Here is a 25,778-nt window from a genome sequence, read left to right on the forward strand (position 1 = left end):
CAGTTGGTGGTAAGCCTTATTTTAATTGTATTTGTTCATCATTTTCTTTATAGGGCAAAAACACAAGTAACATGGTCAGCATCTCATCGGTAGATTTCATGTCGTTGGCCGAATAAACATTTCGAGGCGGGTTACTTGGATTGTTTGGATTACTCTTTGTATTGTCGTAAGTGCCCTCTATTGTTAGTATAGAGCCCTTAGGGATTTTTACTAAATTTTTAAATTGATAAATTTCTTGCCATCTAAAATCCCAGGATGGAATTGAAACGAGTTGTATTGTATCTTTCTTAGGCGTTACTGCGTATGATTTGAATATCTTACCCAGGTAATGCATATGCGGCCAAATGTATAATAAAGATTGATCTTGCGGTGTTGTGATTTTTAGTTCGAACTTTCTTACTGACTCCGCGGGGATAAAAAAGTAAGGTTCAATAGATTTTTCGCCTACACCGGCAGAACCTAAGCTAATTACTTCTACTTTCCGCCCAATTGGTGTTTTTTTGAAAAAGAAATTTACTCCTGAGATATTCTCTTCCTCCTTTGAAACCGGAGCAAAGTGTATAGTTAATAATATAACGCCACGTTTAGGCATCACCCAACCAAAATTATTTGGATAAGATTCATAAGATGTCCCTGGAATCCACCCCCCGTAATAGGTCATTGTTTTCTTAAAAGGAAAATACTGTGAGTATTTAGTCCTATCATCTTCTGTTAAATTTAAAAAATCGGCTCCTTGGTTAATATCTATATCATCTGCTACGGGATGAATAGCAAAGTTAGCGTGATGCACTACCTTTTTATTGGATGAAAAAAACTCCATTGCTTCTACATTTTTTTCAGTGCCGATGTCGAAAGGGATTTTAAAAACAATGAACCGCTCTTTGTTATCACCTAAAACTTTAAATGGTTTATTCGTTTTTAAAACAAGATCCGGTTTTCTAAAATATTGGGTGCCATCTATATATGTTTTAACTGGTTTTTTGGGCATTTCACTAATATCGCCCATGGGCATTTTCGCATCAACCCATTTGGCTATAGTTAGCTTTTCTTCATCCGTTAATGATCTATCATTCTTAAATAGTCTGTAGTGGTTATCTGGTTTCCAAGGCGGCATATAACCAGATTGAGTTACCTTTTTAATAAAAGAGCCTCTTTTTGCAACATCCTCGTAGGTTAATAAAGCAAATGGAGCAGCTTCTCCAGGTCTGTGGCAGGGCTGGCACTTATTTTGAATAATATATGCAACATCTTTATAATAAGTTACCTTTTGGGCACTTACATGATTTATGCAAATGAATATCCCAAGTATAATGGTAATAACTTTTGATAATACTAAAGATTTTGAATCCATTATATGTCGTTAATTAAGCACCCTACAGGAATCGTTTTTTTAAAAGTTTGTTTGCCATTTGACAGGTCTTTTATAGCTGCTTCGAGATATTTTTCGGTAATTACCAAACGTTTCTGTCCAAGCGAGGAAGACCAGTTATCGATTAATCCGCTATAGGTTATGGCGCCCATTTTATTGATTAAAAAAACCTCAGGTGTAGTGGTTGCACCTAGATACTTTGATAATCGTTTGTCTTTGTCTGTTAACAGATCGAAGTTGATACCATATTCATTTTTAAGTTCGTTTATTTCTTTTATTGAATAACTGGTACCTGGGATTACACCGTAAAAATTGATGCTTTTATTCGCATTTTGAAGTTTTACCAAGCCTGGTAAATAATTTTTGCATAGCGGACATTCGGGGCTTAAAAAGACAATGACTGTTGTTTTGTTTAAATTAATTCGACTTTCTTTACCTGTTAAATTGATTAATTTAATCGCATTTATTTTTGCAGGGGATATTAAATTTTCCTGAGCTTTGATAAAAACAGGAAAAATAACGATAGCGAGCAAAAAACTCAATCGAATAAAAACATTAGATAATTTCATTGCTTTTAATTAAAAAGAACCCTTAGTAAAATGACTAAGGGTTCTTTTAATTTAGTGATTATTTTTTATCCCACCAAACACGACCAAAAGGATCATTTGGTCCGGCACCAAAATCAGGATTTTTAGCCATTTCGGCAATCGCAGCCTGCTGATTTGCATAGTTTAAATTAGTGGTACTTAACAAGTCTATACCAGCTCTACGAGCTAATGGTAATACACTTCCATTGGCTTTTAATTCCGACCATGCTAAAACCGATGTAGTATTGGGAAAGCCAGTTCTTTTCCACCAAGCCCAAGCTTCTAATGGCTGTCTGTAAAGATCGAGATAAGCCTGACAGGCGATTTGATCAGTAGCTTTAGCTGCATCGTATTTAATTCCAACTTTGTTATAATATGTATCGATTGTTGGAATAGTTACCGCGTTAAAGTTTGCCACTTTCGCATCAACAGCCCTATCACTGTAAAATTGAATAGACGCATATACACCATTTTTATACCACGTTTCTGCAACATCTGTAGTAACACCACGCGCTGCAAGATCTGCACGTATAAAGCAATATTCTGCGTAAGTTAAAACAGGATAAAATCCTTTGCCTGTTCCAGCACCTAAGCCGTCGGCCTCGTTATAATTAGGTGTAAATAACCTGTGTTGCAACTGTGATAAATTATCTATAGAAGCGTACAATGGTGCGTTTGCAGGTAATTTTGCTTCATCAGGGCTAGTAAAACTTCCAACATAATTTCCTGCTGCATTTGGACGATAGAAGGCCGATAATCTAGGATCGCCTTTTGCAACAAGAAAATCTAATACCGGTTTACCTGCTGCAAAATTTCCAGGGTTAAAGTTTCCAGCACCATCTGCATACGATGGGCCAACCTTAAGCATCCACGAATCGTTAACGTTTGCCATCTGAACTGGATCTGCTAATACTTCAGTCGCAATTGCTTTCATTTTAGTTGGGTCAACTTTTATTAAGCGAATAGCTATTTTCAAACGTAAAGCATTTGCTGCTTTAGCCCAAAGTGTTGCATCACCATTGAAATACGGATCATTTCCGGCAAGACTGATCTGACCTGCTGGTGTGGTTTTCAAAGTAGCTACAGCTGCTTTTAATTCTGCATCAACTTTTGCAAATACTGCCTGTTGAGTATCATATGCAGGAGTTGTAGTACCACCATACCTTGCCTGAAAAGCTTGAGCATATGGAATGCTTCCGTTGATATCGCTCACATAAAATGCATAATATGATAAAAGTATCTGCGAAATTGCTTTCATGTGTACTCTTGCATTTTTATCAGCGTCAGGCATTTGTTCAATATTCTTTATAGCATCGACCAAAGCTGGACCTAATCTGCCATAAAATATTTTACCATACCGGGTATTGAATTGTGAACCAACATTATTAAAATTCAATCCATTTCCTGTACTTAAGGTCGCATATTGCATCCATAGATTGGCTGCGCGATAAACATCGGCAAAATACTCGAAATCATCTTGCGAACCCACTGCCGCACGAAGAAACTGATCTTCAGGTTTAACTTCGTATAACGTAGTAGGATTTAAATTTGCTTCTACAAAGCTTTCCTTTTTACAACCGCCCGCTACAAGCAAAGCTGAAACCATCAGGAAATATATTTTTGTTTTATTTATAGTCTTCATATCTGTATTTTTTTAAATAATTAGAACGATGCCCTAACATTAAAACCTAAACTTCTAACCAAAGGCCAGCCTCCATATTCAGCAAAAGCACCTGCTCTATTGCTAAAAATACTTTCAGGATTAATACCATCCTTAGCCGTTTTATACAAATAGGCTAGATTTCTACCTGTTAAGTTTAAGCTTAAAGTATTTATTTTCAGTTTACTTAAATATTTGCTAGGCACGGTGTATCCTACAGTTACTTCGCGAAGCGCCACCCAAGAATTTTCAAATACCGAATACTCTCTGATACCACTAGACCATTGACTTAAATTTTCATAATATGCATAAGCCGGTATTGGTTTTAATAAACCTTGTTTAACAGCATCTGCATAAGTCATTCCACCTAAATCTACTCCATTAGCTTTTAATCCATCATTTAATACACCATCAGGAATAATACCATCATGTTGCACTACACCGTTTGCATCGGTATAAGTTACACCACCTGAAGCTTCATCCCTTCCAAAAAGTGAATTGGCGAACGAACCATTGGCTGATCCATATTGATGGGTTCCTGAAGCCATTAAACCACCAATTTTAGCATCAATTTGAAAGCTTAAGGTAAAGTTTTTATAAGATAATTCTTGTCTGGTACTTGCAAGATATTTCTCCATCATAGTACCCAAATTTTTCTTGGTACCATCATAATCCTGAGATCTTACATAGGTGTAATAACCACCAGTAGTTCCATAACCAGTATTACCTATTACTTTCTTGCCATTACTTGGGCTGGCAATTGGATTACCGCTTGCGTCTTTCTTTTGATAATATGAAAAAGCAGAACCTGTGATCAGCGAACCATATTGTTCGCCTACTCTGGCAACTGAAGTGATGTCATTACCAAAAGCTAAATCTAAGTCATAATTTTCAACTCCAGGTGCCAATTCTAAAATTTTGTTGCGGTTACGTGTAAAAGTAACTGATGCATTCCAATTAAAATCTTTTGATACAATTGGCTTAGCAGTTAACAAGATTTCAATACCTTGATTTTGGATATTACCTGCATTTAAAGCTTGTGAACTAACTCCAGATTCTTGCGGTAATGAAAAACTTAAAATTTGATTGTAAGAGTTTTTCTTATAATAAGCAAAATCAATGTTAATACGGTTCTTTAAGAATCCTAAATTGGTTCCAATTTCAAGTTCCTTAGTTAACTCATTCTTTAAATTATTGTTTTTAAGAATATTGTCACTAAATCCATAAACCGATTGATTACCACCATTAGCATTACTAAAAGTACCATCTTGTAACCTATAGTAACCAGCTGTATTAGTATATTGTGGCATGGCCGATAATCCTGTGTAAGAATAGGATGCTCTTATCTTACCAAAAGATAATAAGGAACTATTCTTGAATGCAGGTAACTCGGTGAATATCCAGGCCAATCCTACACTTGGATAGAAGTATGAATAATTACCATGACCGTCTATATAGGTAAGTGCTGATGACCAGTCATTTCTACCACTAAAGTTTAAGGTTAACATGTTTTTCCAGGTAATATCTCCATACAAATAAACCGCATCTGTACGTTCCCCTAAATTTGGATAGGCCGTTGTTGATGCTGGATTGATAGAGTTAGCGATAGAGTATACATCAGGAATTTTAAGCCCACCATTAGTGTAGGATCTGTTGTAAAAAGCAGAGTTACCCAAGTTCTTTTGATAGGTTTCCGCTCCTATTGAGGCATTCAATTCAAAATCACTTGATAACTGTTTACTCGCATTTAATAAGCCTTGAATACGATAAGATTTATTGGTATTTTGTGTTATTTCATAATCACCACCTGAAAAGGCTACACCAGCTCCTCTATTTTTTCTTTCATAAGCAATATTATAAAAGTTTGTATTGGTTCTTACCAAAGCCGAAAGCCATGGAAGAATTTTGATGTTTACATCAATATTGGCCAATAAATTGTTTTCCTTCTGAGTTCTATTATCATTTTGAAGTCCATAAGCAAATGATCCTATGCCATATGGGTCGTAAAGATTTCGATTACTAGAACCTAAAGCTCCTCCTGTTACCGGATTGATATTATTATTGATATAGGTCTCTAAATCAACATTTCTAGGTTTATAGTAAGTAAATGCAAATAAAGGGTTATTCGCACTTCCTTGTCTTGCCGGATTCAATGAATTCGACATGGTATAATTTATACTCGCATCAACTGAAATTGCTTTTGAAATTACCCTGGTTACTCTAAAGGCAAACGCATCTCTTTTTAGATTATTACCTGGTAAAACACTAGAATTATATAAATTGGTATAGGCTAACCGGTATGTTGTGTTTTCGTTTGCACCCTCTACCGATACGTTTGTATTGATAAACTTTCCAGTATTAAAATAATCTAACGGATTATTCGCTACCCATGGTCTCATTACTCCATCTAGGTCCTTAACCATTCTACCATCCAACTTAGGCCCAAAAGAATAACCACCTACATAGTAACCTGCAGATTGATCAACAATATCAACTCCGTTAGCATCTTTAGCAAATACTGGAGAAATTCCACCTCCATATTCGTTTTGAAGGTCTACAAATTTATAGGCATCATCAAAAGAGCTAGTCTGAGAAACAGTTACTCCCAAGCCCTTGGTAGTTTTACCCTTTTTTGAAGTAATTAATAATACTCCGCCTGCTGCCTTAGAACCGTATAATGCCGATGCGGCCGCTCCTTTTAATACGCTAATACTCTCTATATCATCAGAGTTAATGTTTTTCATGATATTACCAAAATCTGCAGCATCGCCCCATGAGTCTGCTCCAGATGTACCTGGCTCCAGCAATATTCCGTCATAAACAACTAAAGGTTGTGTATTTGAACTTAACGATGAATTTCCCCTGATTCTAATCCTTGAAGAAGAAGTAGGGCCACTGGCACCTTGGTTAATCATAACACCAGCTACCTTGCCTTGTAAAGCATTTACCACATTGGCGTTATTTGCTTGGGCTAATTCTGCACCACCAACGGCTGTTGCTGAATAACTTAGTCTTTTGACATCTTTTTTAACACCAAAACCAGTAACAATAACTTCATTTAGTGCTTTAGAATCATCGTGCATTACAATGGCTAGATTTGATGAGGCAGCAACTTCTTGAGTGACTAAACCAATAGATTTAAAAATCAATCTAGCGCCATCTTTTACTGTAAGTGTAAATCTACCGTCAGCGTTGGTAGAAGTTCCATTTTGAGTTCCCTTTTCGAGAACACTTACCCCAGGAATGGGATCACCGGACGCGTCTTTTACCGTACCGGTAATATTCGTCTGTGCAAAAGCTGTTATTGTTAAAAAACATAACAACAACATACTTAGACACTTTAAGTACATTTTTTTCATAATTTTTAGTTTAGTTAGTTTAAAATAAGTTTAAGGTAGTATTGTGAGACTTGGTAAGTTGATTTTTATTTTTGCATATACATTGGTTTTATGTTTAAGAATCTCTTTAATCAAATTGATTATACTCTACTGTCAAACTCCCAGCAGCCAATAATTCAGCTTCATCCGTCAGGGTAGAGAGCTTTATTTCGGTTTGTTCGGCTATTCGTGGAATACAAAACTCATGGATGGCTTGTTGGATTGGTGGCAAAAGCATTTTACCTGCCTTAGCTCCTCTTCCACTTAAAACAATACACTGAGGGTTCAAAAGATGGATTAATGTGGCTACCCCTTTGCCCAATTGAAAAATAGCTTTAGCCAATACTGATATGGCCACAGGATCTTGCTGACTTACAGCATGTAAGAAATGATCTGCAGGGTGTTTACTTTTGTCTTTAAACAGTTTTTTCATACTCGATTCAGCACCTCCGGCTATTGCTTCTTCTGCCCGCTTAGCCATTACCAATAAGGAAGTATCAACCTCTAAACAGCCTCTTCTGCCGCAAGAACACAAATTATCGCTGTCTGAAAGTGGGATGTGACTAAATTCACCAGCACTGCCGCTACTGCCCCGGTATAATTTACCATTTACAATTATTCCCAAACCTGTTCCCCAGCCAATATTAACCACCATTACATCTTTTAAATTAACAGCTTCTCCGAAGTTTAATTCGGCCAGTGCAATCAAACTAGAATCGTTATCTATATATACAGGTAAATTTATTTCAGAAGAAAGATAATTCTGTAAGGTTGTTCCTTCTTTAACTTTAAGAAAAGAGTGGTTAATTCCTTCATCGGCATTAACAAAACCCGGCATACCAATACCAACCCCTAAAATATCTGTTCTGTTGATTTCAGATTGATCGATACTGGTGTTGATGAAATTTACAAGGTCGCCAATATCACTTTCTTTTGATGACAGTTCAAACTCTAAAGTCCGAATTGGTGTAACCATTGTTCTTGAAAGGTCGTAAATGGTTAACCTGGATGTTAGCTGATCCATTGCAATGGCTACAATATATTTTTTCAAATTTGGATTGATCAAGAACATTGCAGCCCTTCTGCCACCTGTTGATGGTGCAAAACCCTCTTCTATAATATAGCCCTCAGCTATCAAATTATTAACTACAGCGGTAACCAAAGGCAAACTCTTTTGCGTCAGCTTACTCAAATCTGTAAGTGATAGCGATTTCTTATAGTATAAATGCTTAATAATACCAGCCCTTAGGCGCTGATTTTTCTCTACAATTACAGACATGATATTTGATTACAGATCAAACTTAAAAAATATTTTTAAAACATCATAATACTTTTTAATTTTTTTTAAAAGTTAATTATCAATTGGCCATAAACAAAAAGGGCGAATAATCTTCGATTATCCGCCCTTTTTAAAGAATTATATTTTATTAATGGATCCCCATAAACAACCTGCTCCATCTTATTTTATGCAATAAAGATGCCGTACTATCCCAGCTCATCCAAACAAATAAAGCTTTACCTACAATATGGTCTTCAGGCACAAAACCCCAATAACGCGAATCAGCCGAATTGTGGCGGTTATCACCCATCATCCAATAGTAGTCCATTTTAAAAGTATAAGTAGTGGCTACTTTATCATTAATATACCAAACACCAGCTTTTTGCTCTACTTTGTTTCCTTCATAAGTTCTAATCGCCCTGTAATACAGCGGCATGGTATTACTATCGATTTTAACCGTCCATCCTTTTGAAGGGATTTTAATTGGCCCGAAGTTATCCCTGTTCCAAACCCTGTTTGGATCGTTTGGAAAAACACCTCCCGGAACAGCTCCTGCAGGATCAGGACTTAAGGTAACTGATTTCACAAAATCAAATGTTTTTAATTTTTCTGCAATTTCTGGAGATGCATCTACAACGTATGTCTTATCTGCAATAGCAGGTGTTCCACCTAAATTCAGTTTAAATTCATCAAGCACAGAATAATTAAAGTCCATGGTTTTAAACTCGATGCGATATGGCATCATACCCGTGTTTTTTAAAGGCTCATTTTTGCCATTTACATTGGCAATACCATTGCTCATCGAAATTACATCGCCCGGAATACCTATACATCTTTTAATAAAGTTCTCACGTTTATCTACCGGGCGGTCTATTATCGTAAATGTGCTCCTCACCTGCTGCCGGCCCATGCTGCGTTCTAATGCGTAATAACTTTCTGCCTGGTTTTCAACTGCCACAGTATCTCCTTCAGGAAAGTTGAATACCACTACATCGTTTCTTTTAATTTTAGATAAACCCGGTAAACGATGATATTTCCATTGCACACCATCCCAGTAAGCTTTGGTAGAAGTAGTTAAAGGCATAGTATGGTGAGCAAAAGGAAAAGCAACCGGAGTCATCGGGATACGTGCACCATAATTAACTTTACTCACAAAAAGGAAATCGCCAATAAGCAAAGATCTTTCCATCGAACCAGATGGAATGGTGTAAGCCTCAATAAAAAATACGCGGATGATGGTTGCTGCTACTACTGCAAAAACAATTGCATCAACCCACTCACGGGTTTTAGTTTTTTTCTTCTTTGGGGCATCTTTTTTTCGTTGCCAGAATTTATAATTCATATATCTTATTTTTGGTTTGCGATTTATTAATCGGCTACCTGTTATCTGTAATCCTTCGGTGTGATTTCACAGATTTAGTGATTTCACAGATTATATTGTGCTTTGGTCTTTCAGCTTTAGGCTTTGGACTTTATTCAAAAATATCAGTAATGCTGAAAAATCCTTTTTTATCTTTCAACCATTCTGCAGCCACAACAGCACCTAAAGCAAAGCCAGCTCTATTATGAGCAGTGTGTTTAATTTCTATTTCATCTACCTCACTACTGTAAATTACAGTGTGTGTACCTGGAATATTTTCTATCCTATGCGATTCTATCAGCAATTGTTCCGCTTTCGGAAACAATTCAACATCAGTTCCTACCACTTCATTTAACCACTCCTCTTTTCTGTCCAGGTTGTCTACAATCCCTTCTGCAAGGGTAATGGCTGTACCACTTGGAGCATCTAGTTTTTGCGTATGATGAATTTCTTCTACCTGAACCTCATATGCCGGGTAGTTATTCATCAGCTTGGCCAAAGTTTGGTTAAGCTTAAAGAATAAATTTACGCCAATACTAAAGTTAGACCCATAAAGTAAAGTATTGTTACTGTTGTTGCAATCGTCTTTAACTTCCTGGAGTTTGCCATACCAGCCGGTTGTACCTACTACTATTGGCACATTGGCGTCAAAACAGGCATCAATGTTTTTTAAAACCGAATCAGGTGTGCTAAAATCGATAGCTACATCTGCTGATTTTAAATTTTGTCTGGTTAAATCCTCCTGATTATCAATCGTTATTTTTAAAACAATTTCGTGGCCACGTTCCACTGCAAATTTTTCGATAATCTGCCCCATTTTACCGTATCCTAAAAGCGCAATTTTCATGTGTTTATGTTTATTTTCAGTTTTTATTCTTGTTATATCTAACCCTTAGCAGCGGATAAACAATTATGATTTCAAATGTAGTATCCTATATTGAATATCCATGATGATTAGATATTAAAATTTTAGTGATACTTTCAATGCTGGTGTTGCATTGAAACCATACATCGAATTGGTATTAATCATTGATGGCATTACCTTAAAAGAAAGGTTATCATCAATATTGAAGAAATGCAAACGGGCTGCAACATAGGCATCAACTACATTGGCGAAATAAACCAAACCGTAGGAGAACAATACAATCTGTTTATTTCTTCTATAGGTATCTTTACGTTGGGTTATGCCTGTAGTAGAATAGCGGCTGCCAAAAGGGCCGTTAGGGTCAGGCTGATCACTATGCGAGTCGCGATACTGTAATTCTGTTAACGCTAAATTATATTGTTTGCTACTTTCGATATACGACATGGTAAGTACGGTTATGCCACCATAAATAGCTGCAATTTTACCACCGGTATATAGCTTTTGAAAAAACTGGCTTTTTCCGGCTCTTGTACCATAACCATCCTTAAGCAGTTGTATATTGTACAATTGCCCCCACCCAGGTATAATCATCGATCTGAAAACCGCTTTTCTACCGGCAACCTTGCCCGGATTAACATACTTGGCTTTCATCGAATCCTTTCTGGTCATCGGTTTTTTAGCCGCAGTATCTAACGATTTAGATAATTTAATTTTCGAAGTATCAGCAGGTTTTAATACCGTATCCTTAACCTGCGCCGAGGCTAAGTTTACAAGAAAAAATGTAAATGCAGCAACCAGTATTAAAAGCTTAGTCTTTTGCATTACCAGTCTAATAACTCTAAAATCCGGTTTAAGTCGTCATCACTCATAAAAGGTATTTCTATAGCACCCTTACCGTTCTGACTTACTTTTAACTTTACGCGGGTAGCAAATTTAGAAGCCAGATCGTCCTGTAATTTTTGATATTGAAAAGAAACAGCTTTTTCTTTCGATTTTTCGCTGCCTTTTAAAGGTACATGCTGCAAATTACGTACAAGTTCTTCTACCTTACGTACCGATAATCCTTTTTCTAGAATTTCCTGGTGGATAAACAATTGTTTGTCAACACCATCAACATTAATTAAGGCTCTTGCATGCCCCATGCTAATTTTCTGATCGCGGATGGAAGCCTGAATAGCTGGAGGAAGTTTTAGCAAACGCAGGTAATTGGTAACCGTTGTACGGTTTTTACCTACCCGTTCGCCTAATTGCTCTTGTTTTAAGCCTACCTCATCAATCATCCTTTGGAAACTTAATGCTACTTCAATGGCATTTAAATTTTCGCGCTGAATATTTTCGATCAAGGCCATTTCCAACATCTGTTGGTCGTTGGCACTGCGGATGTAAGCAGGAATCTGTGTTAAGCCAGCTAGTTTCGAAGCCCTGAACCTACGCTCGCCAGAAATGAGCTGGTATTTGTTTGCGCCAAGTTTTCTAACCGTAATGGGTTGTATTAAACCTTGTATCTTAATCGAATCGGCAAGCTCGTTTAAAGCTACCTGGTCAAATTCGGTACGTGGCTGGTATGGATTGGTTTCAACTTCAGTTAAACTTACGTGACTGATATTGCCAATCTGCTCGGTTTCGCTAACAGCATTTACCTGCTGTTTCGGCGGATGAGAAGATTCGCTATCATCTAAAAGCGCACTTAACCCTCTTCCTAAACCTGTTTTTCGCTGAAAAGATGTCATCTATAATTTATAAAGTTGCTGTTCCTATGTTTTCTTCTTCCTTTAAAAGGCCGTTTTTCTTTACAATTTCGCGGGCAAGATTAAGGTAGTTAATGGCACCCTTGCAATTGGCATCGTGCATAATTACCGAAACGCCATAACTGGGTGCTTCACTTAAACGTGTATTACGCTGAATAATGGTATCGAAAACCAGTTCATGAAAATGTGTTTTTACTTCTTCTACAACCTGGTTTGATAAACGTAAACGCACATCGTACATGGTTAGTAAAATACCTTCAATTTCCAGATCAGGGTTTAAACGGTTCTGAACAATTTTGATGGTATTTAATAATTTACCCAAACCTTCTAGTGCGAAATACTCACACTGAACAGGAATAATAACTGAATCAGCCGCTGTTAAAGCATTGATGGTGATTAAACCTAAAGATGGTGAACAATCGATGATAATAAAATCATACTGATCTTTGATTTTCTCTAAAACCGCTTTCATTTTGTACTCGCGGTTGTTCAGGTTAATCATCTCGATTTCCGCACCAACCAGATCAATGTGGGCAGGCAGTAAATCTAAATTTGGTGTATCCGTTTTTTGGATGGCCTGTAAAGGATCGATATCATTAATGATACACTCATAAATACTATCTTTAATATTCCGGGGATCGAAACCGATACCTGAAGTCGAATTTGCCTGAGGATCAGCATCAACCAGTAAAGTTTTGTATTCTAATACGGCCAAACTCGCAGCCAGGTTTATAGATGAAGTTGTTTTACCAACACCACCTTTTTGATTTGCTAATGCAATAATTTTGCTCATCTATGTATCCGAAATTTACTTAACGTTTATTTGGGCTGTGTTATTTATGCGTTTTAATTGGCAAAAAGTTCTATTTTTGCGTCGTTTACGGCCTTTTTCACAATCAGCTAAGATACAAACTATATGGCAATTTTAGCAAGAAGCGTGTTTGGGTTTTACACATCTTATTAACAATTATCCATGATCACAATTATAGCTGCAACTAACAGGCCCAATAGCAATACGCTAAAAGTTGCTAAATATTACCAAAGGCAACTAAAAGAAAAAGGAGCTGATGCCAATTTGTTCAGCCTGGAGCACCTGCCTATAGATGTTTTGAATACGGATATGTATGGCAAACGATCAGAAGCTTTTCAAGAAATCCAGAACATGATCAATAACACCAAAAAGTTTTTATTTATCATGCCAGAGTATAATGGAAGCTACCCAGGTGTACTAAAAGTGTTAATAGATGCCTGTAATTTTCCTGATAGTTTTTATGATAAAAAGGCTGCTTTAGTCGGAATTTCTTCTGGTAAATATGGCAATATCCGCGGTGTAGATCATTTCACAGGTGTTTGTCATTATATTCATCTGCATATTTTACCCTTACGTTTGCATATTCCGAATATTAAAACCGAGTTAGATGCAGAGGGTAATTTCAATCATCCGGATACAATCAAGTTTACCAACGAGCAGATAGAAAAATTTATCAAATTCTAATCGCCGTTCATTTTTTTGCCCCCTGCAGCCCCAAATCTTATTACAGACCGTGCCTCCTAAACCCGATGGAAGCGGCACGCAGTAAAGCGTACAGCGGGAATGCATCAACCTAAATGTTACTAAAACTGCTTTCCAAAAAATAATAGTCTGATCTTCTTTTGGAAAGCCCAGTCTGCATTTCATAGGAGCGTCAGTCCTGCTTCTCATTCCAAGTCCGTCCCGATGAATCGGGATTCCTCGCTTACGGGCTTTCCATTGCAATCAGGTTTAGGAACGTAAAACAGCGCATTAAACCTTCAGAAGCAAATGGTTCAAAATGATAAAAACCCTACCAAAATGAAAAGGTTTTTTTGCTTAATATAATTACAAAACACCTTATCAGCCTAAAATACAACAACTTAAGAAACACCCAGATCTACTGGCATAGCTATTGACTACAGGCTAAACAGATGCTATTTATTTAACCTTTGTTATATATTTAGTTAATCAGGAAACAAATTTAATTATAACCTATTTTTACCACAAAAAAAGAGAGAAATTGCTTTGCGTTAATAGCGAAAACCTCTCCGCCCTTTATGGTTAAACAAAAAAAGTCATGAAAATCAAGACCAAGCTCCGCCTCGGATTCGGGTTTCTCTTTATAATCGTTTTATCCTTCGGATTAATCGCGCTCTTTTTTTTAAACGAGCTTTCCGATAAATCGAAGGTAATCCTTAAAGACAACTACAAATCGTTGAAATATGTTGCCGCTATGCGCAATGTGATCGATCAGAACAGATTTCCATTAAGCAGTACTCAACTGGCTGTATTTAGGGAAAACTTGAAAAACGAAGGGTTAAACATTACCGAACCCGGCGAAAAAGTGGCTTTCCAGAAATTAGAAACGGCTTTTAACATGCTAAATGGCTCACAATTGTTATCCATTAAAGAAAATAGCATTAAAAATTTACGCGTTGCCTTGCAAAATATCGAACAGGTAAATATGAAGGCCATTTACGATAAAAATGAATTGGCTAACGAAACCTCATCAAGAGCAAACCTCTACATCATGATTGCCGCTACCCTGAGTTTTATTATCCTCTTTACGTTCATTGTAAACTTTCCAGGTTTTGTGGCGAACCCTCTTGCCGAATTTAGTGCAGCGATTAAGCAGATCAGTCGTAAAAATTATAAACAACGCCTGCATTTCGAAAACGAAGATGAGTTTACAGAACTGGCAGAATCCTTTAACGGGATGGTGGTTAAACTAAACGAATGGGAAAACAGCAACTTATCTAAAATTAAATCCGAAAAATCGCGTATTGAAGCCATTATTGCACAAATGCAGGATGCTATAATCGGTCTAAATGAAAAGGGAGAAGTACTCTTTCTAAATCATCTGGCTGCAAAACTAATGAGTCTTGATGAAGATAAGGTTATTGGCCAAAACGTGGCCGAACTGATGCAAAAGAACGAGTTGCTTAAACGGATCATTAAACCCGAAACCGATGATAATACTTTAAAAATTTATGCTGATGATAAAGAATCTTATTTCTTGCTGGAAAACCGCGAAATCATCATCCCAAATTATGAAGAGCAGGATGAAAACACTTTAATTGCCTCTTCTAGATCCGCAGGAAGCGTTTATACATTAAAAAATATTACGCAGTTTAAAGAGCTCGATGAAGCCAAAACAAATTTTATCGCTACGGTTTCACACGAGTTAAAAACACCGCTATCATCTATCAAAATGAGCTTGAAATTGCTAAACGATGAGCGTGTGGGTGCCATGAACGAAGAACAGCATGAGCTGCTCAACCACATCAAAGAGGATAGCGACAGACTGCTAAAAATCACCAGCGAACTTTTAGATCTTTCGCAGGTAGAAACCGGTAATTTAAAACTCACTTTTGCCATAACCAAACCCGAAGAAATTGTAAGTTATGCCGTTGATGCCGTTAAATTTCAGGCTGAACAAAAATCGATTCAACTGGTGCTAAACTGCAGTCAGAACTTGCCGAATGTGAATGCCGATATCCAGAAAACGGCCTGGGTAATGGTTAACTTTTTATCTAATGCATTGCGGTACAGTTCAGAAAAATCTAAGGTAATCATTGATGTTTTCCAAAAAGATAAGTCTATCGAGTTCTCTGTGCGCGATTTTGGAAAAGGTATTGACGAAAAATACCAGAAAAGATTATTCGACAGGTATTTCCAGGTACCAACCGATGGTCAGAATAAATCGGGCTCAGGATTGGGCCTTGCCATTTCTAAAGATTTTATTGAAGCCGAAAATGGGAAAATATGGGTGGTAAGCGCCATTGGCGAAGGCAGCAAGTTTTGTTTCAGCTTGCCAGTTGTGGAGTAGGTTTCGTTTTTTCACCACCGGGTGCGCTGAGTTTTTCACGGAGGCGCACAGAGCATAAACAGTATAGATAGCACAACTATTCGCTTGCCAGAGAACACCAAGCTTTCAGAGTATAACAAAGGCTAAAGCATCAGAAATAGAATAGCCAAACAATTAACGCTGTGTACCCTGTGCCTTCCTCTGTTTTCTCTGTGGTTAAAGCCGGAGAGACTATGCCGCCCAGCGCTATACGATATACGGCTCCATTTCTTTATCAATACTTTTACGCAGTTCCATTAATTTAATGGCGTAGCCATGCATGGCAATTTCTTTTTCGGTTTTTGGCTTAAAAGCTGGGATTCCTTTTGGCTGCCCATCGTCGTCTACTGCAACAAAAACAATAATACAGTGTGTATTTTTAACAAAATCGGTCTGCCCAACAGGTTTTGAAAAAGCATCAACAGCAATATGCATACTGGTTTTACCTGTGTAAATAATCCGTGCTTCCATTTTAACCAAGTGTCCGATATGAACAGGATGAAAAAAACGGATTCCCCCAACATAAACTGTTACGCAATAAGTCTGACTCCATTGCAAGGCACAAGCAAAAGCAGCCTGATCAATCCATTTCATCATCATCCCACCATGTACCTTACCTCCATAATTAACATCAGAGGGTTCGCTTAAAAATTGAAGTTCGATATGGTTTTTGGTTCTGGGCATGATAATGGTACGTTTAAATTGCTTGGTTTTAATGTCTTTGCTAAGATATTATAAAATAAGCTATTTTCCTGCAGTCAGCTGTTATGATCTGTCAAGGTGACTCGATAATACAATAATAATGGCATCTGATCAAGTGTCAGTTGGTAACAACTGACACCACCAACAAGAACTCTCTTAGCGGCCGTCATCCTGAGTTCATCTCAGAATCTGACCAGCATGATAGATATTGAAATAAATTTTTAATCCGTGTTTATCTGTGTACATCCGTGGCAAAAAAACAATAAAAAAGTCGTAGCGAGACGCTACGACTAGAAGAGAAGAGTGTCAGTTGTTACCAACTGACACCACTAGTCTAATTATTTCGCCATAATACTAATCGCGTACCCCCCACCAGGTGCACAATATTGAACTAATTTAGTTTTGTTAGTTACCTCCATTTTACGGATAGTATAGGCTTTAGGATTGGTTTCGTAATGGGCATCTTTTGCATCGGCATAAATGGTTGCAGTATATTTTTTACCAGGATCCAAAAAGCTAAAGTCGATTTTAGATGTTCGGGCCACCTCATCATTCGTACGGCCCACAAACCAGTTGTTCTTACCTTTAGCTTTACGCGCAAAAGTGATATAATCGCCTGGTTCTGCTTCTAAAACTTTGGTATCGTCCCAATCTACCGCCACATCTTTAATAAACTGAAAAGCATCCATATATTTATTATACGTTTCAGGCAAATCGGCGGCCATTTGCAAAGGACTGTACATGGTAACATAAAGTGCCAGCTGGCGGGCCAATGTACTGTGCACAAAAGAGGTATTTTCGGGGTTATAAACACTTACTTTAGTTTCGAAAATACCAGGGGTATAATCCATCGGACCACCAATTAAACGCGTAAAAGGTAAAATGGTGGTATGATCGGCATTATTGCCGCCAAAAGCTTCGTATTCTGTTCCTCTTGCCGATTCGTTTCCAATTAAATTCGGATACGTACGCGCCAAACCCGTGGGACGGACAGCTTCATGTGCATTCACCATAATTTTATATTCCGCTGCTTTTTGAATGGCATACAGGTAATGGTTATTTAACCATTGGCCATAGTGATGTTCTCCCCTCGGGATTATGTTGCCTACATAACCACTTTTAACGGCATCGTAACCATTGGCTTTCATAAATTTATAAGCGGTATCTAAATGGCGCTCATAATTACGTACAGATGAAGAAGTTTCATGGTGCATAATCATTTTAATACCTTTACTTGCGGCGTAACGGTGTAATTCTTTTACATCGAAATCGGGATAGGGCGTTACAAAATCAAATACATAATCTTTTGTTTTACCAAACCAATCCTCCCAGCCTTCGTTCCAGCCTTCAACCAAAACAGCATCTAATCCGTTTTTAGCAGCAAAATCGATATATTCTTTTACATGTGCGGTATTTGCAGCATGCTTCCCATTAGGTTTTGTTTTGGCATAATCGGTTACACCTAGTTGCACACTGGTTAAATCGTTGTAGGCCCAGGTACTTTTGCCTGTAATCATTTCCCACCAAACACCTACATACTTGGTTGGTTTTATCCACGATACATCTTTAAATTTTGTTGGTTCGTTTAAGTTATAGGTTAGCTTTGAGGTCAAAATATCACCTGCTTTATCGCTTACAATAATGGTTCTCCAGGGCGATAAACATGGTGCCTGCATATAACCTTTATCGCCAACGGCATCGGGGGTTAACCACGACTCTAACACCATGCTTTTATCGTCGAGATTTAACGACATTAGCGAATAGTTGATCAGTGCCGCTTCATGGATATTGATGTACAAACCATCTTTACTCTTCATCATCAACGGTGTTTGTAAGCCCGTTGGCGAAAAAGTAGTTTGTGAAGCATTTGGCGTTATAGCAGCCTTCATTTTACCTCTTACTTCTGATAAGTTGGAGGTTACCGTACTGTATTCCTGTGTATCATAATCACCAGGAAGCCAAAAAGCTTTATGATCGCCAACTAAAGCAAACTGGGTTTTCTCTTCTTTAATTACGAAATAGTCTAAGTTTTTTTGCTCCGGAAATTCGTATCTAAAGCCTAAACCATCGTTAAACAAGCGTAAACGCACAATTATATAGCGGTTAGTTTCCTTTTGCGCTAAAGTTACCGCCAGTTCGTTGTAATGATTTACAATTTCTTTTACTTCGCCCCAAACCGGTTTCCAGGTTTCGTTAAAAGTGCTCGTTTTGGTATCAGTAATAGTGAAACCATCCAGTAACGATTTACCATCTTTAAGTTCAAGCCCCAGCTTGCTGGTTTTAATAACGTCTTTTCCTTTGTACTTTAAGTTATAGGTAGGTACTCCCCCTTCAGCCAAAGCAAAGCTGGCCACCAGATTGCCATCCGGCGACTTCAAATCCTTTTCGGGAACGTTCCCGAAGACATTCCCAAAAAAGAGCAAAGTGCATATTAAAGTAAGGATTTTAGAGCGGTTAAGGTATTGGTTAGGTTTTTTATTCATGTTATCACTTATTTTTTGTTATTACTATTTATATACATTAGAACTTGCGGTTTCCAGTCCACACATGGCGATGAGCAATGTCGGTTCACTCAAATAGATCCTGAAACAAGTTCAGGATGACGATACGATATAAAAATCGGGATGGGATGACGTACCGCGAGTTACTCTAAAAGCAAGGTATCATCGTCATCGTCAGTCAAACTCAACTGCACACTATCGCTACCTGCAATGCCTTCTATCGAACCACGGATGTGTGTAGCATTTAACAATACTTTCTCTAACTGCTTTTCACGTGCTTTCCATAAGCGCTCCATCGCATCACGCTCTCGTTGTATAGATAGTTTCATACTCATAAAACCTTCTCTAATGGCTTTCCATTGTTCTGAAAACTCTGCTCCCATTAAGTAATCGTAAAGCATGTGCATTTTTTCGCCGCGGTTTTCCTGCGATTTTACTGCACCGGCCAAGCGCAAAATACCTTCACGCAACACGTATGCTACAGCGTTTACTTCTTCGAAAGAGCAGATCCAAACCCCATCGCGCTGCCCGAAACAATCCATGCCTTTTGGGTAACATTGACTCACGATTACCGCTACATCAATACCCATGCTCCGCATATCTTTCTTCAGTTTTTCGATCCAATCGCCCCCAAAATCTTTGGTACGCTTGCTTTCGTAGATAATTTTACCGCATTCCTGTCCAAATTGATTACGCACCACTTGTACACAATCTGCACCACGCACTCCTTTACCAACTTCTTCAATTAAATCGAAAGGATAATTGGTACGGAGTAGTTCTTCCAAGATCAATTCCTGAACTTCGCCCTGCAATTGCATACTGCCCTGCTCAGCTTTACGTTTCATTTCTTCGGCCAATTTTTTCTGGTCGTCGAGCTGTTTTTCCAATTCCTTTAAACGCAATTGGTGTTCTGTATCTTTAATACTATTTTTTTCTGCCTCTTGTTTACGGATCTGTTCTACCAACTCGTTACGCTGCTCTTGCATTTTACGTTGAAATGCAAGCTCCATTTCTTCTTCCTTTACTTTAAGGCTTTCCTCGCGACGTAAAAATTCAAGTTCCTTTTCACGGGCCAGCTTTAGTTTTTCGGCATTATCTTTCGCATTACCTTCCAGCATTTGCAGTTTGGTTTCAAAATCAGCCGAAATGCTTTTACGCAGGTTTTCCTCCAGACTATCCTTAAGTTTGGTTTTCTCTTCAGCAAGTTTAGCATCAAAAGCTTTCAATTGCTGCTGTTTTTCAGATTCGAAAATTTGCAGTTTACGTTGATATTCTTCATCTTTCTGCCTTGCATAAGCAGCCGCTTTCTCACGTAACTCTTTCTTATAATCTTCGGCCATGGCTTCTTCCATCGGAAAAACATGGGCACAGTTGGGGCATTTTATTTCGGTAGGCATTGATTATTATTTTAACCACCAAGGCGCAAAGCACACCAAGGTTTTTTTATTGGTAAAGATATTAAAGCTTTTTATCAATGTATAAATGAGTTTTACACCGTTACCATTAAAGCACTTTCGATCTGATTTCGTGACCGGAGGCCAAAATTTTACTTACCGGGCATTTTGCGGCAATTTCTTCCAATCTGATTTTTTGTTCTTCGGTAAGTATTCCGGTACATACAATTTCTTCAAAAAATATGGTTTCCCCATTTTCGGTATCAATATTTACTTCTACCTCAATTTTATCAATTGGCCATTCCTTTCTATCGGCATACATCCTTAAGGTTATGGCTACACACGATGCCAGAGATGCCATTAACAATCCTTTTGGGGCAAAACCTTTATGTGTACCACCCAATTCTAAAGGCTCGTCTACTATAATATCATGAGAACCATTTGTTACAGAACATGCATAATGCTCTTTATTTATTGTCGCTTTTACCATATAATTAGTTTTAGTATCCCAAATATTGTGCTTTAACTTTAAACTTAAGTAAAAGTCCGGTCTTTTTTTGAAAATGAATTGAGAAGTCGGAAACTTTAACAAAAAGCTATTGATTGCTTTCCAAATCAAAAAACATCAAACATTATATCAAGCGAATTGTTCATTTATAAAACCACATGATCATGAAATACAGAAAGTTAATTGGAAAATATTTAAAGCACGAATCGGATAACAGTGCAAAAATAGCACTTGCTTTAGTGGCTGGTTTAGCTGCGGGTGCAGTAATTAGTATTTTATTTGCTCCTGATAGCGGCGCAGGTACCCGTGGAAAAATTGTTGGCGGGGCTAAAAATCTACGTTACGGCTTTCAGGACAAATACAATCTTTTAAAAGAGAAGGTTTTTGGCGTAGAAGCCATCGAAGAAGATATTATCGAACATGAAGTGCCACATTTTAAACATAAGGTTGTTAAGAAACGTAAATCGGATGTGCAGGAAATTTTAGAAAATGCACATGAGAACGGTCAAGTGCAAGAAGGCCAAGGATAAAAAACTTAAATATATAAAAGAAAAGTCGTCATGTCGATCCGATAGCTATCGGATGAAGCGTAGTGGAATGGAGAGATCTGTGATAGATTTAGGCTTCGCTGTTCTCTACGTTGCACCCGATAGCTATCGGGTCCGCTCGAAATGACGGCATTGCTAAGGTAATTTCTTAGTTTTACAGGATAGTATCTACATATGATTTTTATCCTCTCGAAGATTTTGCTTTTCCTCATTAAACCTATTGTGTGGATTTTTGTGCTTTTGATTTTTGCAATTGCATCTAAAAATCCTAAAAAAAGGAAAAGGTATTTAATCTGTATTTTGATTATTTTCTTCTTTTTCTCTAATGGCTTTATTGTTGGAAAAATAATAAACAGTTATGAAGCTGACTATCCAAGGGCAGCTAAATTCGATGTTGGAATTGTACTTGGAGGCTTCTCAGGTTTAAACAAACGTAATAATGAAATTGCTTTTAATTGGGCTGGAGATAGATTGTTCCAGGCAATCGCACTTTATAAAAAAGGACAGATTAAGCAGATATTACTTAGTGGTGGAAGCGCAAATTTAATAAACCAAAAAATAAAAGAAGCTGATTTAGCCATTCAGTACTTAAAACTGATCGGGATTCCTGATTCTGCAATCCTTATTGAAAACCAAAGCAGAAATACCATCGAAAATGCCAGGTATAGCCTGGCGCTCATCGCGAAAAGCAACCCTAAAGCTAAAATTTTGGTGATTACCAGTGCATGGCACATCCCAAGGACAAAACTGATTTTTGATAAACAGGCAAAACAGAAAATTGAATATTACCCAACGAATTTTTCCGGAGATACTGAATTTGAATTAAGTGATTTCATCATTCCAAATGCCAGCGCATTAGGCGCATGGGAAATGTTATTTAAAGAATGGATTGGTCTAACTGTAGACCGTTTGAGGGCTTAAGCTGTGCAAATCGGTTGGTCGTTTGTACCATTAATTGCTGAAAATTGATAATAATGAAACCCGGCTAAGTTCTAGGTATCCATATAATTGCACAATATAAACAGTAATCAAAAACACAAATACAGATCGACTATTTGATTTATAAAGCTGTATAATCATCAGTAAACGTAAAAGATCTATAAAAGTATTTTAAAAATTACTTTTTAAGAATGTTTTTATTTACACAATTGTATATCTTTATACAATATTTATCTAGATATAAAAACATGCTCACAGAAAAACAAACACAAAAACTCTACTGGTTAAAGTACGAAATCAGTTCCATCCAGGCATTGATCCTTAACTCTCCAAGCATTGATCGTTTCTCATTTTGTTATTTTTTCCCAGAAACTGACCAGCCAACTAAACCTTTACAATTGATTGCTTATGGATACATGGCACCAAGCAACCAGTACAGCAGTTATTTCGACAGGTTGGAAATTTACAACAACAGCGCTTTAGATTTAAGCGGCCCGATTATTCTAAGCAATAATATCATTTCACTTGCCGATATCTTATTGTTGATTAACAATCCTGATGCTAACGGCGATAAACCTGACTATTTGGTATTCGTTCCGGATGTTAACCGTGGACACGTTTTTTATAATGTTAAACGGTTTAAAAGAATTGACACAGGAGATGTTGAATTAATTTACGACGATGAGACGCCAATTGTTACCAATCCATCTCCGCCAGCTACAATAAATTGATTAATTAACACGCTTATCCCAAATGCTTAAAATATTCCAATTTATTATCGATTGGTCTGAAGTCTGGGCGTTATTAATCCCTATATCTGTACTGCTAATAAAAAAACAACCGGCTAGCCTTAAGCTGGTTGTTTTTTATGTATGGGCAGGGCTGATTATTAACCTGGGAATAGATCTGATCTGGAAATTCAGGGACATGCTGCCTGCAGCATACAATTCTAATAATTTCCTCTACAACCTACACTCGGTTATCCGTTTTTATCTGTTCTGTGCATTTTTTATCCAGTTAAATCAAGCTTTTTTAGTCACCATAAAGAAAATTATCCCCATCTGCTTCACAGCTTTCATTATCATCAATTTTACTTTTTATGAAAACTTTTTTGATTATTGGAAATTAAGCAGCCGTTTGCTCTCAACCGAAGCTATTTTTCTTTTGTTCTATACGCTTCAATATTACCTATTCAAAATAAACGATAGCACAGCTACCAAAATTACGAACAGTGATTTTTGGATAACCACCGGACTTGGCATTTTTGTTACCCTAAATTTTTTCATTTTTCTATTATACAACGAACTTACATTGCGCTTTCAAAATTTTGCCATTAGCTTATGGAGTGTGCACAATATCTCTTACATCATTTTTAACCTATTTATAGCGAAAGGATTTTATGAATCAGGTAAATAATGAGATTATGCAGATATTAATGGTCGGCGTTGCTGCTATGCTTATGTTATTTATCAGTTTACTGCTCATTTTTATATTCATGCAGCGCAAAAAACTTCAATACAAACTTAACCTACAAACCTTACAGAATATACAAAAAAATCAGTTGATCGAAGCAGCAGTAAGAAGCGAGGAAATTGAGCGGCACCGTATTGCTGAAGAATTACACGATGAGGTTGGTGCAATTTTAGGATCAGCCAGCTTGTATTTCTATGGAACTGATATCAACAGCTGCGACAAAATAAGTAAAGAAATGTATCAAAAAGGTAAAAATTTGCTTGACGACGGAATCCATAAAATCCGTGGTATTTCGCACAACCTGCACTCCACCATTTTACAAGAATTAGGTTTAAAAGAGGCCATTTCACACTTCTGCAGTAAAATCAGCCATAGCAATGTTGCCGAAATCAGCTTAAGTTTAACAGACGATTACAGCATAAAGGTAAACCAGAACGACATCAGCATTTACAGGATCATTCAGGAGCTTATCCATAATATAACCAAACATGCAAAAGCCAGGCTTATCCATATTCAATCTGTGAGTGTTAATAGTAATTTGGTATTTACCATTTCGCATAACGGGAATGGGCTTACACAAAATCAATTTGAAGAACTGCGCTTTATAAAAGATGGATTAGGACTAAAAAATATTCAAAATAGAATAATCCTGTTAAAAGCAGACCTTGTTTTTTCACAGTATGGAGGTCGGTATTTTATTAAAATTACCATTCCCGTTAGTTAAACATTTTATGATGTAATATAAATTATATTAAAATGTAATAATAAAAATCTAGTATTATAAGTTTAAAAATCAAAATAAAATAAATAATAATACAAATAAGATAGTATTAATAGACAATTAATATATATTAATATAAAATATTAAGTAATTTTAGATACTCAATTTAAAATAATGCTCAAAATAAGGATAGCCATAGCAGATGATTATAGCATTTTTAGAGACGGTTTAAGGGTAGGCTTTAACCGTGATAAAAATCTGGAAGTAATATTTGAGGCATCAAACGGGGAAGAACTGATGTGCAAACTCGAAGATGTACAGCCAGACGTTATTTTAATGGACCTGAAAATGCCTGTAATGGACGGAATGGAAGCCATGAAATTAATCCGCAAAAAATATGCTGGTAATATTAAAATTCTTGTTCTAACCATGTATGATGAGGTTAAATTTATTATTCATTTAATGGAAAACGGGGCCAACGGTTATCTATTAAAAAATACAGATCCTAAAGAAATCAGGAAGGCTATTTATTCTGTACATGAAAGTGGCTACTACTTTAACGATATTGTAACCAAAGCATTATTAAAAAAATTAACAATTAAAGGTTCTACCAGGCCCTCACTCGATCAGAATATAGAATTCTCAGAACGCGAACTGGATGTTTTAAAAATGATCTGCGATGAGAAAACCGCGACTGAAATTGGCACAGAACTTTTTTTGAGTCCACGGTCAGTTGAAGGTATCAGAATGCGCATTATCGAAAAAACAGGTGTTCGTAATACTGCGGGCCTGGTAATGTTTGCCATTAAAAACGGTGTAATATAGCCGTATCAAATCCTCTTTCTTGAGTTAAATACAAGGCTAAAACATTCCTTTGCCTTTCTATC

At 37.1% G+C, this 25,778-nt stretch carries 22 protein-coding genes; 8 read left to right on the forward strand and 14 right to left on the reverse strand.

Going from position 1 to position 25,778, the window contains the following annotated elements:
• Positions 1-16: 16 nt before the first annotated feature.
• From ASU31_RS08585 to ASU31_RS08630, 10 genes are all read right to left on the reverse strand, one after another.
• On the reverse strand, positions 17-1,351 hold the full coding sequence (locus ASU31_RS08585) for a c-type cytochrome (protein WP_057931951.1): 1,335 nt from the start codon (positions 1,349-1,351) through the stop codon (positions 17-19).
• Positions 1,351-1,938 carry a redoxin domain-containing protein gene (locus tag ASU31_RS08590; protein WP_057931952.1) on the reverse strand — a complete coding sequence of 196 codons (588 nt, stop codon included), beginning with the start codon at positions 1,936-1,938 and terminating at the stop codon, positions 1,351-1,353. The genes ASU31_RS08585 and ASU31_RS08590 overlap by 1 nt, the downstream gene beginning before the upstream one ends.
• Positions 1,939-1,996: 58 nt before the next feature.
• The gene (locus ASU31_RS08595) at positions 1,997-3,598 is read right to left on the reverse strand and encodes a SusD/RagB family nutrient-binding outer membrane lipoprotein (protein ID WP_057931953.1); all 1,602 of its coding nucleotides are present in this window, start codon (positions 3,596-3,598) and stop codon (positions 1,997-1,999) included.
• A 20-nt stretch (positions 3,599-3,618) separates the two neighbouring features.
• Complete coding sequence (locus tag ASU31_RS08600; RefSeq protein ID WP_209434975.1) at positions 3,619-6,975, reverse strand: SusC/RagA family TonB-linked outer membrane protein; 3,357 nt, start codon at positions 6,973-6,975, stop codon at positions 3,619-3,621.
• 106 nt (positions 6,976-7,081) lie between these two features.
• Positions 7,082-8,272, reverse strand: coding sequence for an ROK family protein (locus ASU31_RS08605; RefSeq protein WP_057931955.1), 1,191 nt, complete (start codon positions 8,270-8,272; stop codon positions 7,082-7,084).
• 148 nt (positions 8,273-8,420) lie between these two features.
• On the reverse strand, positions 8,421-9,614 hold the full coding sequence (gene lepB / locus ASU31_RS08610; protein WP_057931956.1) for a signal peptidase I: 1,194 nt from the start codon (positions 9,612-9,614) through the stop codon (positions 8,421-8,423).
• Between the two features lie 130 nt (positions 9,615-9,744).
• Positions 9,745-10,479: a 4-hydroxy-tetrahydrodipicolinate reductase gene (gene dapB, locus ASU31_RS08615; RefSeq protein WP_057931957.1), complete on the reverse strand. Its 735-nt coding sequence runs from the start codon at positions 10,477-10,479 to the stop codon at positions 9,745-9,747.
• Between the two features lie 114 nt (positions 10,480-10,593).
• Positions 10,594-11,319: a DUF5683 domain-containing protein gene (locus ASU31_RS08620; RefSeq protein ID WP_057931958.1), complete on the reverse strand. Its 726-nt coding sequence runs from the start codon at positions 11,317-11,319 to the stop codon at positions 10,594-10,596.
• Positions 11,319-12,227 (reverse strand): ParB/RepB/Spo0J family partition protein, encoded by a 909-nt coding sequence (locus tag ASU31_RS08625; protein ID WP_029280116.1) that lies wholly within the window; start codon positions 12,225-12,227, stop codon positions 11,319-11,321. The genes ASU31_RS08620 and ASU31_RS08625 overlap by 1 nt, the downstream gene beginning before the upstream one ends.
• A 7-nt stretch (positions 12,228-12,234) precedes the next feature.
• Positions 12,235-13,038 (reverse strand): ParA family protein, encoded by an 804-nt coding sequence (locus ASU31_RS08630; RefSeq protein WP_029280114.1) that lies wholly within the window; start codon positions 13,036-13,038, stop codon positions 12,235-12,237.
• A 180-nt stretch (positions 13,039-13,218) separates the two neighbouring features.
• On the opposite strand from ASU31_RS08630, the gene ASU31_RS08635 reads away from it, so the two are divergent.
• Both ASU31_RS08635 and ASU31_RS08640 read left to right on the forward strand, forming a co-directional pair.
• Entirely contained in the window at positions 13,219-13,740 is a 522-nt protein-coding gene (locus ASU31_RS08635; protein WP_057931959.1) for an NADPH-dependent FMN reductase, read from the forward strand.
• Positions 13,741-14,335: 595 nt separating this feature from the next.
• Entirely contained in the window at positions 14,336-16,087 is a 1,752-nt protein-coding gene (locus ASU31_RS08640) for an ATP-binding protein (RefSeq protein WP_057931960.1), read from the forward strand.
• A 225-nt stretch (positions 16,088-16,312) separates the two neighbouring features.
• On the opposite strand, the gene ASU31_RS08645 is transcribed toward ASU31_RS08640, so the two are convergent.
• From ASU31_RS08645 to ASU31_RS08660, 4 genes are all read right to left on the reverse strand, one after another.
• A complete protein-coding gene (locus tag ASU31_RS08645) occupies positions 16,313-16,789 on the reverse strand; it encodes an acyl-CoA thioesterase (protein WP_029280108.1) in 477 nt (158 codons plus the stop codon).
• A gap of 356 nt (positions 16,790-17,145) precedes the next feature.
• A complete protein-coding gene (locus ASU31_RS08650) occupies positions 17,146-19,290 on the reverse strand; it encodes a glycoside hydrolase family 97 protein (RefSeq protein WP_245224510.1) in 2,145 nt (714 codons plus the stop codon).
• 161 nt (positions 19,291-19,451) lie between these two features.
• Positions 19,452-20,705: a DUF2130 domain-containing protein gene (locus ASU31_RS08655; RefSeq protein WP_057931961.1), complete on the reverse strand. Its 1,254-nt coding sequence runs from the start codon at positions 20,703-20,705 to the stop codon at positions 19,452-19,454.
• 106 nt (positions 20,706-20,811) lie between these two features.
• Positions 20,812-21,192, reverse strand: a complete 381-nt coding sequence (locus ASU31_RS08660) for an OsmC family protein (protein ID WP_057932237.1) — start codon at positions 21,190-21,192, stop codon at positions 20,812-20,814.
• A 182-nt stretch (positions 21,193-21,374) separates the two neighbouring features.
• Here ASU31_RS08660 and ASU31_RS08665 point away from each other — a divergent pair, with 182 nt between their 5' ends.
• The 6 genes from ASU31_RS08665 (at position 21,375) to ASU31_RS08690 (ending at position 25,716) form a co-directional block, all read left to right on the forward strand.
• Positions 21,375-21,740, forward strand: coding sequence for a YtxH domain-containing protein (locus ASU31_RS08665; protein ID WP_051691869.1), 366 nt, complete (start codon positions 21,375-21,377; stop codon positions 21,738-21,740).
• Between the two features lie 192 nt (positions 21,741-21,932).
• The gene (locus tag ASU31_RS08670; RefSeq protein ID WP_057931962.1) at positions 21,933-22,679 is read left to right on the forward strand and encodes a YdcF family protein; all 747 of its coding nucleotides are present in this window, start codon (positions 21,933-21,935) and stop codon (positions 22,677-22,679) included.
• 266 nt (positions 22,680-22,945) lie between these two features.
• Positions 22,946-23,428 carry a hypothetical protein gene (locus tag ASU31_RS08675; protein WP_057931963.1) on the forward strand — a complete coding sequence of 161 codons (483 nt, stop codon included), beginning with the start codon at positions 22,946-22,948 and terminating at the stop codon, positions 23,426-23,428.
• Positions 23,429-23,450: 22 nt separating this feature from the next.
• Complete coding sequence (locus ASU31_RS08680; protein ID WP_057931964.1) at positions 23,451-24,113, forward strand: hypothetical protein; 663 nt, start codon at positions 23,451-23,453, stop codon at positions 24,111-24,113.
• Entirely contained in the window at positions 24,097-24,894 is a 798-nt protein-coding gene (locus ASU31_RS08685) for a sensor histidine kinase (RefSeq protein ID WP_057931965.1), read from the forward strand. Before ASU31_RS08680 ends, ASU31_RS08685 begins: the two co-directional genes overlap by 17 nt.
• 171 nt (positions 24,895-25,065) lie before the next feature.
• Positions 25,066-25,716, forward strand: a complete 651-nt coding sequence (locus tag ASU31_RS08690) for a response regulator transcription factor (RefSeq protein WP_057931966.1) — start codon at positions 25,066-25,068, stop codon at positions 25,714-25,716.
• Positions 25,717-25,778: the final 62 nt, after the last annotated feature.

Origin of the sequence: Pedobacter ginsenosidimutans (genome assembly GCF_001442625.1) — a bacterium.
GTDB lineage: Bacteria > Bacteroidota > Bacteroidia > Sphingobacteriales > Sphingobacteriaceae > Pedobacter > Pedobacter ginsenosidimutans.